Source organism: Pseudomonas sp. SWRI77, from assembly GCF_014269105.1.
GTDB lineage: Bacteria > Pseudomonadota > Gammaproteobacteria > Pseudomonadales > Pseudomonadaceae > Aquipseudomonas > Aquipseudomonas capeferrum.
Window position 1 is genome coordinate 16,534 of record NZ_JABWRV010000019.1, and the last position, 12,215, is coordinate 28,748.

Here is a 12,215-nt window from a genome sequence, read left to right on the forward strand (position 1 = left end):
CATTGTTGAAATTGTGCGGATGCGCTTTGGGTTGAACATGTGCAGTACGCGCTAGCTGGCAAGGCGGCGCATTGTCGGGGCATACACGTAACCTGAGAAGAGCCGGCGGGCAGTGCGGATCACCGACGCTTGCAGCTTGCCGCCATCGCGGCTCAAGGCCACATCGATGACGCCGCTGGGGTGCTCCAGCCGTACTTCGGACAGTTGCAGGGCGTGCTCGCCCAACAGTTGGGCGGTCACGGTGCCGGGGGTCACGCAGGCCGTGGCCAGGCCAATCGCGCCAGTGATCGCCAGCGCACGGTGGCAGTTGTGCGGCATGAAGTAGCGCACCTGCAGCGTGCCGTCGCTGGTTGGCGGCGATACCACCACCGGTTTCGGGATCACCATGCCACGCACATCACCCAGGCCCATGGCCCGGCCCGCCTGCAACCGCAGGGCTTCCAGGCGCTCGAGCAGTGCGCTGTCGGCATCCAGGGCGGCAGGGCGCTCGTTACCGGCCAGGCCCAGCTGGCTGGCTTCGATGATCATCAGCGGCATGGCCATGTCGATGCAGGTGACGGCCGTGCCGTCGAACACATCGCGGGCCTGCCCGGTGGGGAACAGTTTTCCAGTCTTGCTGCCGACCGCGTCGAGGAAGGTCAGGTGGATCGGCGCGGCCGTGCCGGGTACGCCGTCGATAGCGGTGCGGCCTTCGTACTTGACGGTGCCGCCAGGGGTTTGCACCAGCGAGGTGACGAAGGTCTGGGTATTGAGGTTGCGAATGCGCACCAGGGTTTTGTCGCCTTGGGCTTTCACCAGCCCCTGTTCGATGGCAAATGGGCCGACCGCACACAACATGTTGCCGCAGTTGGGCGCGGTGTCGACGCGTCGCTCGGCGACCATGACCTGCACGAACAGGTAATCGACGTCGGCGTCAGGGTGCAGCGAGGGGCTGACGATCGCCACCTTGCTGGTTTGCGGGCTGCCACCACCGATGCCGTCGATTTCCAGCTCATGGCCAGACCCCATCAGGCTGATCAGTACTTCGTCGCGTTCCACCACATTGGCCGGCAGGTCCCAGGCATGGAAGAAAGGGCCTTTGGAGGTACCGCCGCGCATGAGCACACAAGGGATTCGTTGCATGACTACTGACTCTCGTTGATCAATTGGCATCATTGATGTGTTGAGAGAAAGAGTGACAGGCGTTGATAAATCAATCCAATGCAAATATCGTAGCGATTGATGCATCCAGTTGAATAATTGCCGACGCTATGACGTGGAGTCAAACCTGTGGAATATGAGCTGCAAGATATCCGTTCTTTCGTGAAAATCGCCGAACTCGGCAGCTTTCATGAAGCAGCAGAGGCCCTGCACCTTTCCCAGCCAGCACTCAGCCGGCGGATCAAGAAGCTGGAAGAGGGCCTGGGCACGCCTTTACTCGAACGCACCACGCGTCGGGTTGGCCTGACCAGTGTCGGCCGCGATTTCCTGCCCAAGGCGCGGCGCCTGCTCGATGACTTCGAAGACTCGATCCTGAGTATTCGCGAACTGGCCGAGCGCCAGACCGGACAAGTCACCCTGGCGTGCATCCCGACGGCGGCGTTCTACTTCCTGCCCACCGTGATTCGCCAGTACAACGAGCAATACCCGAAAATCCGCATCCGCCTGCTCGATCTCAGCGCCAACGATGGCCTTGAAGCCGTCTTGCGCGGCGAGGCCGATTTCGGCATCAACATGATGAGTGGCCAGCACCCGGACATCGAGTTTGTGCCGCTGGTCAACGAGCATTTCGTGCTGGCCTGCCGCCGCGATCATGAACTGGCAAGCCGCGAATCGGTGACTTGGACGCAGCTGGCTGACCACCGCCTGATCGGCGTGGGGCGCCTGAGTGGTAACCGCATGCTGCTGGACCACGCCTTGTCGGGGCTCAACATACGGCCCAAATGGTTTTATGAGGTGCAGCACCTGTCCACTTCGCTCGGCATGGTCGAGGCAGGGCTTGGTGTGTCTGCGATGCCCAGCCTGGCCATGCCGGCAGCGGACCACCCGACCCTGGTCAGCGTGCCCCTGACCGACCCACAGGTGACGCGCACTCTGGGCCTGGTCTATCGGCGCGGGGCTTCGCTGTCGCCGGCTGCAGAAAAGTTCGTGTCGATCCTGCTGGAAAAATGGCGGGGCGGCTAGAAACGCCGTGCGGGGGTCAGAAACAAGCCGGCCCGTGTCGCCACGGGCCGGCTGCAGGTGATGCCGGTTGGCTCAGCGGGCGATCACACGCCCACCGCCAGCTTGGCACTGGTCTGCCGACGACGATAGGCACTGTCGCGGCTCGCCAGCCACCCGTACAGCGGCGAGGTGACCAGCAGCCCGACCACCCACGACAGGTCGGCGCCGTTGATGTGCTCGGAGATCGGCCCGACGTACAGCGGCGTGTTCATGAACGGGATCTGCACCACGATGCCCACCGCATAGGCAATCAGCGCCTGGGGGTTGTAGCGCCCGTAGATGCCGCCATCGACCTTGAAGATCGACTGGATGTCGTAGTCGCCCTTGTGGATCACATAGAAGTCGATCAGGTTGATCGCGGTCCAGGGCACCAGCACCACCAGCAGCACCAGCACCATGTCGACGAAGTGGCCGATGAAGTCCTTCGAGGCGAACACGGCTACTACACTGCAAGCCGTCAGCACGATCAGCGACAGCACCGCGCGGCTCTTGGCGGTGGGGATCCAGCGGTGGGCGAAGGTCTGGATCAGGGTGATGATCGACAGCACCGCGCCGTACAGGTTGAGGGCGTTGTGGCTGATCACGCTGAGCAGGAACAGCACCAGCATGATCGGGCCGAGGGTGCCGGTGGCGAGCTTGACCGCGTCCATGGTGTCCATGCCGGCCGGGATCGCCAGCACCGCCACGGCGCCGAAGATGAACGACAGGCTCGAACCCAGGGCCGAGCCCAGGTACGTGGTCCAGAAGGTCGATGAGACCTTCACGTCAGCCGGCAGGTAGCGCGAGTAATCCGACACGTAAGGGGCAAAGGCAATCTGCCACAGCGCCGCCAGCGACACGGTGGCCAGCCAGCCGGCCAGGTTGAAGCCGCCGCGGGTCAGGAAGTCGTCGCTTTGCACATGGCTGAAGATGTAGCCGAAGCCGACCACGATGCCGATGCCGAGCACCCAGGTGCCGATGCGGTTGAGCACGTGGATGAAGCGGTAGCCGATGATGCCGATGATGCCCGACCCCAGCGCACCGATGACGATACCCACCGGTACCGGCACGGCCTCGACCACACCATGCAGCGACTTGCCGGCCAGGACGATGTTGGAGGCGAAGAAGCCGATGTACATCACCCCGGCGATCACCACCACCAGCAGCGCGCCGAGCGAGCCGAACTGGGCGCGGCTCTGGATCATCTGCGGGATGCCCATCTGCGGGCCCTGGGCCGAGTGCAGCGCCATCAACACCCCGCCGACCAGGTGGCCGACCAGGATGGCGATGATGCCCCACACCAGGTTCAGGTGAAACAACTGCACGCCCAGCGCGCCGGTGACGATGGGCAGCGGCGCGATGTTGCCGCCGAACCACAATGTGAACAGATCCCTTACCTTTCCATGGCGGTCTTGCGGGGGCACGTAGCCGATCGTGTGTTTTTCTATGAGGGGTGCCGTGTTGGCTGCACTGGTCATGACTGACTCCAAGGCAAGGTGGGGCAGGGGGTACTGCCCGGGGGCGTGCCGGCGAAGGGCAACGCGTTCTTGTTGGAGGGATGATGCGGGGAGTCGGGATAACGAGAAATTAGTAAATATGTGCCCATAAACCTTAAAAAACCTAAGGCTGACAAAAGGTTAAGGGACGAGTGGTAGCAAGGAGCGGGCCACCGCGCTGAAAGCCTTGAGGTTGGGGGCTGCAGGCTGTCGGGAAACAGCACAGGTGAGCCGGCGTGGTGCGGCGTGCGCGTTTCCAGTGCAGGTGAACAGGCGGTAGAAAACCAGAAATTGTCACTACATCGGTAACAGCCGATCCTGAATCACTTCCTTCATCACCAATGTCGAACTCAGACGCTTCACATTGGGAATGCTGGTCAGGTGCTCGTCATACAGCTTCTGAAACGCTGGCAGGTCCTTCGCCACCACGTGCAGCAGGTAATCCGGGTCACCGAACAACCGCTGCGCCTCGACGATCTGGGGGATCTCGGCTAGTGCCGCCTCGAAGTCCGCCACCGGCTGGCGCGTCACCTCGCGCAGGGTGACGAACACCAGCGCGGCAAAGTTAAGCCCCAGCGCGGCCGGTGCCAGGCGCGCGTGGTACCCGAGAATGGCGCCGGCGTCTTCCAGCGCCTTCAGGCGACGATGGCAGGGCGACAAGCTCAACCCTACGCGGTCAGCCAGCTCGGTCACCGACAGGCGCCCATCTTTTTGCAGCTCGGCAAGGATTTTTCGATCTGTCCGGTCCATTGAGAAGAATCTTCCAGTATTTGTATGTTGGTGGGGAATATACGAAAGAAAATGCCCCGACGGAATCCGTAATCTTTCTGCACACAAAGACAACACATAAGGAAGATTCAAGTGGCAATCAGTGTGCTGACGGCGTTCTGGGCCGTGTCGTTGCTGTTTGTGATCACCCCAGGGGCGGACTGGGCGTATGCCATCTCCGCGGGCATGCGCGGGCGCTGGGTGATGCCTGCGGTGGCAGGCATGTTGTCGGGGCACTTCCTGGCAACCCTGGTGGTGGCTGCGGGCGTGGGCAGCCTGCTCGCTGGGCACCCGCTGGCGCTGATGTTGCTGACGCTGGCGGGCTGTACCTACTTGCTGTGGCTGGGCGGCAACCTGCTGCTGAGCCCGGGTGTGCCGCAGGCGGGGCAGGACGGCGTGGGGGACTCCGGTTCGCGCTGGGCATTGAAGGGCTTTTGCGTGAGTGGGCTGAACCCGAAGGTGTTCCTGCTGTTTCTTGCCCTGCTGCCGCAATTCACCGACCCACACTCCAGCTGGCCCGTGCCGCTGCAGATCCTGTTGCTCGGGCTGGTGCACCTGTGCAGCTCGCTGGTGATCTATTCGCTGGTGGGCTATGGCGCCAAGGCCGTACTGAGTACCCGGCCTGGGGCAGCGAAGATGGTCGGGCGGGTATCGGGCCTTGCCATGATCGCGGTGGCCCTGGGGCTGATTGCCGGGCAGTTGGGCTGAATCTACCGGCGCTGACGTGGCTCGGATACACTTGCCGCTTCTCTTCGCACAGCCAGGATGTGCCCCATGCCCGAAACCGCCCAACTGCTGACATTCGCGCTGATCTGCCTGGGCATGGTGCTGACGCCCGGGCCGAACATGATCTACCTGATTTCTCGTTCGATCTGCCAAGGCCGTAACGCCGGCTTGATATCCCTTGGCGGCGTGGCCCTGGGCTTCGTCATCTATATGCTCTGCGCGGCGCTGGGTATCACCGCGCTGGTGATGGCGGTGCCGTTTGCCTATGACGTGCTGCGCATCGGTGGCGCACTGTACTTGCTGTACCTGGCCTGGCAGGCGCTGCGGCCCGGCGGTAGCTCGCCATTTCAGGTACGTGAACTGCCTGCCGACAGCCCGCGGCGGCTGTTCACCATGGGTTTTGCCACCAGCCTGCTGAACCCCAAGATCGCGGTCATGTACCTGTCGCTGATGCCGCAGTTCATCGAGCCCGGTCACGGCAGTGTACTGGTGCAGTCGCTGGTGCTGGGCTGCACGCAAATCGCCATCAGCGTATCGGTCAATGCGCTGATCGCCGTGATGGCCGGTTCCATCGCCGTGTTTCTCGGCGGCCGGCCCGTGTGGCAGCAGGTTCAGCGCTGGCTGATGGGCACCGTACTGGCCGGCCTTGCCCTGCGCATGCTGGCCGAAGGGCGCCGCTGAACAACCGCTGATCTCTGTGGAACGAACCGTTGATTGCAACGCTCCTATCGTAAGATGGATAGCAAGGTGCCCGGGGCTTCCCAGACATGAACCTGTTACAGCAACGCGATGCGCACACTCCGCCACTGCATTTTCTGCTCAACGGCGGCACCATCGGTGGCCTGCTGCAGTCGATGGACTGGAGCAGCTCGCCGCTCGGCCCCCCCGAGCACTGGTCGCCCCACCTGCAGGCGGTAATGGCTACATTGCTGCCGGCCCAGGCGCAGTTCGTGCTGTTCTGGGGCGAAACTTACGTAGCGCTCTACAACGATGCCTATGCACCGACCATTGGTACCAAGCATCCCCAGGCACTGGGGCGCCCGGCTGAGGACAACTGGCGTGAGCTGTGGGACGACCTTGAGCCGCTGCTGCGTGGCGTGCGTGAGACCGGCCAGACGTTTTCAGCCAAGGACCGCCCGTTCTATATAGAGCGTCGCGGCCTGGGTGAGACCGTGTACTTCGATGTCTCCTATTCCGCCGTGCGCGAAGCCGATGGCAGCGTTGGCGGGGTGTTGTGCCTGGTGACTGAAACCACCGAACGGGTTCGTTTCCAACAGCGCCAGGCGTTTTTGCTGGAGCTGGGCCGCACCTTGCCTGGGCTGGGTGAAGCGGAGCGTATCGAAGCGTATGTGGTAGCACGCCTCGCCCAGCACCTGGGGGCGACGCAGGTGTGTTTCGGCGAGGACCTGGGCGACGGCACAGGTTACAAGGTTGCGCATGACTGGGCTGACGGCCTGCCTTCGAGGGTCGGCCAGCACCGCTACGCCACCTACGGGGCATCGCTGCGTGAGCAGTTGGTGGCGGGCAAGGTGGTGCAGCAGGCTTATGACAGCGCATCGGCGCCGCTGAGCGGCTTGTGTAGCACGCTGCATGTGCCGGTGCTGCGCGCCGGCCACCTGGAAGCCATGCTTGCCGTGCACTTTCACACGCCACATCACTGCTTCGAAGACGAGTGCCAACTGGTCGAGGATGCCGCCAAGCAAGCCTGGGCGGCCATTACCCATGCCCGTGCAGAGCGTGCCCTGCACCTGCTCAACGAAAGCCTGGAGGAGCGCGTCGCGGCCGTGCTGGCCGAGCGCGAGGCGGCGATTCTGCAACTGCATGAAGCGCACAAGCTGGAGATGATCGGCCAGTTGACCGGTGGCATCGCCCATGACCTCAACAACATGCTCACGCCAATTATCGCCTCCTTCGAATTGATGCGTCGGCACCCGCAATCCGAGCGAGCTCCCCGCTTGATCGACGGGGGCCTGCAGGCTGCCGAGCGGGCGCGCAACCTGGTGGGGCGCTTGCTGAGTTTCGCCCGTCGACAAACCCTCAAGCCACAAGCCGTGTCGCTGGCTGCCTTGGTGGAGGACATGCGCGAACTTATGGCGCGCTCGCTTGGGCCGACCATTGCCGTGCAGGTGCAAGTCGACCCGTTGCTGCCCGCCGTGCTGGTCGATCCGCATCAACTGGAGCTGGCGCTGCTCAACCTGGTGGTCAATGCCCGCGACGCCATGGCCGGCGGTGGTGCCCTGAGCATCGTCGCCGGGCTCGATGCCGACGGCCCACCGCACCCGGCAGGCACTGCGGGCGCGCCGTTGGTCTGGCTGCAGGTTCGCGACAGTGGCAGCGGCATGAGCGATGAGCAGCTGCGCCGCTGCGTCGAGCCATTCTATTCCACCAAGGGCGTGGGCAAGGGCACCGGCCTTGGCCTGCCGATGGTGCAGGGGCTGGCGGTGCAGTCGGGTGGTGGCTTCGCGATTCGCTCGCAGCAGGGGGAGGGGACTGTGGCCACGCTGTGGTTGCCGATCAGCGATGTCGCCGCAGTTGGCCGTGACAGTGACAGTGACAGTGCAGAGGCGCCCCTGGCCGACCGCGCCAGCCGAATTCTGTTGGTGGATGATGAGGCGATCGTGCGCCATGCCACGGCCTTGCAATTGCGCGACCTGGGGTACGAGGTGTGCGAAGCGAGCAGTGCCGCGGCAGCGCTGCAGCGGGTGGAGCAGGGCTGGCAGCCGGACGTGCTGGTGACAGACCACGTCATGGCCGACATGACCGGGGTGCGTTTTGCCCAACAGATGCGCGAGCGCCAGGCTGACCTGCCGGTGTTGATCATCACCGGCTATGCCAACCTTACACCCCGCGAGCTCAAGGGCTTCGAGGTGTTGCGCAAGCCGTACCGGCGCGCCGAGCTGGCGCAGAGTGTGGCGCGGTTGCTGGCCGCCCCGCGTTAGCCGCTGTTCAGCTTCCCAGCACTTTGGCCAGCATCTGGCACACCTGCTCGGCCGAGTACGGCTTGGCCAGGAAGGCAAAGCCCTGGTGGCCGCCTTCGGCAATCGCATCGCTGTAGCCCGAGGTGAGGATCACCGGCAGTTGCGGGCGTTGGCGCCGCAGTTCGCGGGCCAGTGCCAAGCCCCCCATGCCGGGCATGAGCACATCGGAAAACACGGCATCAAAATCGCCCGCCGGGCCGGCCAACAAGGCCAGCGCTTCCTCTGCCGAATTTGCCCAACTGATCCGGTAGCCGTGGTCCTCGAGAATCTGCGCGGTGAACGTGCAGAGGTCGGGGTTGTCCTCCACCACCAGTATCCGCCCTCGCGCCTTGCCGACCTCGGGTTGGGTGGGGGCGGCGGTGACGTCGGCCGGTTCGGCAGGCGGGGCCTCTTGCGGCAGGTACAGGGTGAACGTTGTGCCTTCGCCCTCGACGCTGACCACGGCTACATCGCCACCGGACTGCTTGGCGAAACCAAACACCTGGGACAGGCCAAGCCCGGTCCCTTCACCGGGGGCCTTGGTGGTGAAGAAGGGGTCGAAGATGCGGTCGAGCAACTTCGCGGCAATGCCGATACCGCTGTCCACCACCGAGATGGCCGCAAACGTGCCCGCTGGCGCAGGCTGACCACGTAGCGCGGGCATGTGCTGATCGGCCAACAGGCGCAGGCGCAAGGTGCCTTCGCCGGCCATGGCATCGCGACCATTGAGCATCAGGTTGATCACCGCCGTCTCGAGCTGGCTGAGGTCGGCGCGGATATGGCAAGGCGCGGCTGGCAGTTGCAGTTCCACCTTGATGCGTGCTCCGGTGGCGGTGTCGAGCATCTCGGCCATGGCTTCCAGGCGTGGCCCGGCCTCGAACACTTGCGGGCTCAATGCCTGGCGGCGAGCGAAGGCGAGCAGTTGGCCGGTCAGCTTGGCGCCGCGGTCGACGGTGTCGGCCATGGTCTTCAGGTAGCGTTCGCGACGGCTTTGCTCAAGGTCGGGGCGCTGCAGGAAGTGCAACGACGAGCGAATGATGGTCAGCAGGTTGTTGAAGTCGTGCGCCACGCCACCGGTCAGCTGGCCGATGGCTTCAAGCTTCTGCGCCTGGCGCAACACGGCTTCGGTGTGCAGCAGTTGGCTGGTGCGTTGGTCGACGCGCTGTTCCAGCGTGGCATTGAGCGCCTCCAGCGCCGCCATTGCCTCGCGTACTTCGGCATGGGCCTGGACCCGCTGGATATGCGACCAGCAGCGCTCGGTCACCTCGCCGATCAAGCGCAGCTCGTAGCCGGTCCACACCCGGGGCGCCTTGTCGTGGATGGCCATTAGTGCGGTCAGGCGACCGTCCTTGATCAGCGGCATGCAGATGGTCGCGGTGATGCCGATGGCCTGGAAGGTCGCCGCTTCTTCGGCGGCCAGTTCGCTGAGGTTGTCGTTGATGACCAGCGGCTCGCCAGCGCGCAACTGGCTGACTGCCAGGCGGCCGAAGTCGGCCAGGCGGTATTGGCCGATCAGCCGTGGTGAACCGGCTGACACGGCGTCGCCACAGATGTTGAAGCCATCCTGGTCTGCATCCATGACCGCGTAGGCGCAGCTGGAAAGCTGCAGGTGCTCGACCAGCATGCGCGTGGTGATGGCCATGATCCGCTCGGGGTCGGTGGCGTTGGCCACCTCCCGGCCCAGGCCGTCGAGGAAGTTGAGGCGCTGGCTGTTGACCACGCTGGTGGTGGTTTCGGTCACGGTGTCGAGCATGCCCAGCACGCTGCCGTCCTCGCCACGGATGGGGCTGTAGCAGAAGGTGAAATAGGCGCGCTCGGGGCCACCGTTGCGGTCGATGACCAGCGGGAAGTCTTCGATGAACACCGCTTCACCGGCCAGGGCGCGGTCGGCCATGGCGCCGATCTCGCCCCAGGCTTCCTGCCACACCTCGCTGAACGGGCGGCCCAGGGCCTGTGGCTTGCTGCCGAGAATCTCGGTGAAGGCGTCGTTGTAGAGGGTAATCAGCTCATTGCCCCATAGCACTGCCTGCGGGAAGCGCGAGCCCAAGCACAGGGCCACCGTCGTCTTGAGTACGCTGGGCCATGCCTGCAGCGGGCCAAGTGGGGTGCTGTGCCAATCATGCTGGCGGATGTGTTCGGCCATCAGCCCGCCGCCATCTAGCCATTTCGCCATGTGCTCTGCCGATCCTTTTGCCTGGGAGCATAAGGGTGCACCGAGAATGGCCAATTGGCGAGGCCTTTATGTCGCCTGGTCCGGCCTTTTCGCGGGGCAGGCTCAGCGAATGAAGTGCACCTTGCCGGTATCGTCGTTGCCCATGTAGATGCCGTAAACCCCCGCCTGGCGCTCAAGAATGTAGCGCTCTAGAATCTGCCGGATCGCCGGATAGTAGATCTCGTCCCAGGGGATTTCCCCCGGTTCGAAGAACTTGTAGGCCAGGGTCTCCGGCCCGAACTGCCCGGTCTCCTGGGTGGCGATGGCGCGGAAGATGATGTACACCTCGCTGATCTTGGCCACGCTGAAGATCGAATAGGGCGAGACGATTTCGGCGTGCACGCCGCTTTCTTCCCACACTTCGCGCAACGCCGCCTGCTCGGTGGTTTCGCCCGCTTCCATGAAGCCTGCAGGCAAGGTCCAGGTGCCAGGGCGCGGCGGGATGGCGCGCTGGCACAACAGGTACTTGCCATCGCGCTCGATGATGCAGCCGGCGATGATCTTCGGGTTGATGTAATGGATGTAACCGCAGGCGGTGCAGCGCAGGCGTTCGTGGGTGTCGCCTGTGGGAACGCCCCGAGCCAGTTCCGTGGTGCAGTGCGGGCAGTAGCGCGGGGCGTTGGGCATGGTCAGCGGCCTATGCGGGGTTCTATACGGGGTTCTTTGAGGGCCAGGGGCTCGACCATGTCGCGCACCTTGGTGTTGTCATCCTGCTTCTGGCGCAGGTAGTCCAGGGCTACCTTGGCGGCAGCGCGGACGTGATCGACCGAGGCCTGGTGGGCAACCAGCGGGTCGCCGCCCTTGATCGCCTCGACGATCTTTTCCATCTCCCGGTTGCTGGCACCCCGGCGGTTCTCTTGCGAGACCGAGGTGGCACGCAGGTAGCTGATGCGTGCCTGCAACTGGCGCAGCTGCTGGGCGGCGACCTGGTTGCCGGAGCCTTCCAGCAGCACGTCGTAGAAGCCTTGCACCGAGTCGAGCACCTGTTGCAGCTCGCCTTCTTCCAGCGCTTCGCGGTTGACCTCCAGCGCGCGTTCCAGGGCGCGGATGTCCTTGGCCTTGGCATTGAGCGTGAACAGCTGGACGATCAGGCCTTCGAGCACGCAGCGCAGCTCGTAGATATCGCGGGCATCTTCCAGGGTAATGATTGCCACGCGCGGGCCTTTGGCATCGGCGAATTCGACCAGGCCTTCGGATTCCAGGTGGCGCAGCGCTTCTCGCACCGAGGTACGGCTGACCCCGAGGCGGTCGCAGAGGTCGCGTTCTACCAGGCGGTCACCCGGCAGCAGATGGAAGTTCATGATCGCGGCGCGCAGCTTGTCGAGCACGATTTCGCGCAGGGTAACGGGGTTGCGGTTGACCTTGAAGCTGTCGTCGAGTGGCTGGCGTTTCATCAGGTGCGCTCTTTATGAGGCTGTTGCGCCAACATCGCGGAGTGCCTGGAACCTTGGCACTCCTTGCAGTGGTTCGAACAGCCCGTTGTTAACGGGTTGACTCCGCATCGGCTTCGGCGAACGCTTCGCGGGCCAGGCGGAAACTGTCCACCGCCGCGGGTACGCCGCAATAAATGCCGACTTGGAGCAGGATCTCGCGAATCTGTTCACGGCTCAGCCCATTACGCAATGCGCCGCGGATATGCAGCTTGAGTTCGTGGGGCCGGTTGAGCGCGGAAATCATGGCCAAGTTTATCATGCTGCGCTCTTTGAGCGACAAGCCATCGCGGCCCCAGACATGGCCCCAGCAGTACTCGGTGACCAGCTCCTGCAGCGGTTTGGTGAACTCGTCGGCGTTCTGGATGGAACGGTTGACGTACTCCTCGCCCAGCACCTGGGTGCGGATCTGCAGGCCTTTCTCGTACTTTTCGTTGCTCATGCA

11 protein-coding genes are annotated in these 12,215 nt (G+C 63.8%); 4 read left to right on the forward strand and 7 right to left on the reverse strand.

Annotated features, from left to right (window positions below; genetic code table 11):
- Positions 1-51 precede the first annotated feature (51 nt).
- The gene (locus HU766_RS17990; RefSeq protein ID WP_077068377.1) at positions 52-1,122 is read right to left on the reverse strand and encodes a 4-oxalomesaconate tautomerase; all 1,071 of its coding nucleotides are present in this window, start codon (positions 1,120-1,122) and stop codon (positions 52-54) included.
- A gap of 147 nt (positions 1,123-1,269) precedes the next feature.
- Between HU766_RS17990 and HU766_RS17995 the strand changes: the two genes are divergently transcribed.
- A complete protein-coding gene (locus HU766_RS17995) occupies positions 1,270-2,163 on the forward strand; it encodes a LysR family transcriptional regulator (protein ID WP_033697311.1) in 894 nt (297 codons plus the stop codon).
- A gap of 83 nt (positions 2,164-2,246) precedes the next feature.
- Here HU766_RS17995 and HU766_RS18000 read toward each other — a convergent pair whose 3' ends face one another.
- Together HU766_RS18000 and HU766_RS18005 are read right to left on the reverse strand one after the other, a co-directional pair.
- Positions 2,247-3,659 (reverse strand): cytosine permease, encoded by a 1,413-nt coding sequence (locus HU766_RS18000; RefSeq protein WP_033697312.1) that lies wholly within the window; start codon positions 3,657-3,659, stop codon positions 2,247-2,249.
- Between the two features lie 315 nt (positions 3,660-3,974).
- Positions 3,975-4,427 (reverse strand): Lrp/AsnC family transcriptional regulator, encoded by a 453-nt coding sequence (locus HU766_RS18005; RefSeq protein WP_033697313.1) that lies wholly within the window; start codon positions 4,425-4,427, stop codon positions 3,975-3,977.
- 111 nt (positions 4,428-4,538) lie between these two features.
- On the opposite strand from HU766_RS18005, the gene HU766_RS18010 reads away from it, so the two are divergent.
- From HU766_RS18010 to HU766_RS18020, 3 genes are all read left to right on the forward strand, one after another.
- A complete protein-coding gene (locus tag HU766_RS18010; protein WP_047583884.1) occupies positions 4,539-5,153 on the forward strand; it encodes a LysE family translocator in 615 nt (204 codons plus the stop codon).
- Positions 5,154-5,219: 66 nt separating this feature from the next.
- Positions 5,220-5,852: a LysE family translocator gene (locus HU766_RS18015; protein WP_033697315.1), complete on the forward strand. Its 633-nt coding sequence runs from the start codon at positions 5,220-5,222 to the stop codon at positions 5,850-5,852.
- Positions 5,853-5,938: 86 nt separating this feature from the next.
- On the forward strand, positions 5,939-8,110 hold the full coding sequence (locus HU766_RS18020; protein WP_186659451.1) for a response regulator: 2,172 nt from the start codon (positions 5,939-5,941) through the stop codon (positions 8,108-8,110).
- Positions 8,111-8,117: 7 nt separating this feature from the next.
- Here the strand turns inward: HU766_RS18020 and HU766_RS18025 are convergent, their stop codons facing one another.
- From HU766_RS18025 to HU766_RS18040, 4 genes are all read right to left on the reverse strand, one after another.
- Positions 8,118-10,301 carry a response regulator gene (locus HU766_RS18025; protein WP_186659459.1) on the reverse strand — a complete coding sequence of 728 codons (2,184 nt, stop codon included), beginning with the start codon at positions 10,299-10,301 and terminating at the stop codon, positions 8,118-8,120.
- 102 nt (positions 10,302-10,403) lie between these two features.
- Positions 10,404-10,967, reverse strand: coding sequence for an NUDIX hydrolase (locus HU766_RS18030; RefSeq protein WP_033697318.1), 564 nt, complete (start codon positions 10,965-10,967; stop codon positions 10,404-10,406).
- A 2-nt stretch (positions 10,968-10,969) separates the two neighbouring features.
- A complete protein-coding gene (locus HU766_RS18035; RefSeq protein WP_033697319.1) occupies positions 10,970-11,734 on the reverse strand; it encodes a GntR family transcriptional regulator in 765 nt (254 codons plus the stop codon).
- 88 nt (positions 11,735-11,822) lie between these two features.
- Positions 11,823-12,212 (reverse strand): carboxymuconolactone decarboxylase family protein, encoded by a 390-nt coding sequence (locus HU766_RS18040; protein ID WP_033697320.1) that lies wholly within the window; start codon positions 12,210-12,212, stop codon positions 11,823-11,825.
- Positions 12,213-12,215: the final 3 nt, after the last annotated feature.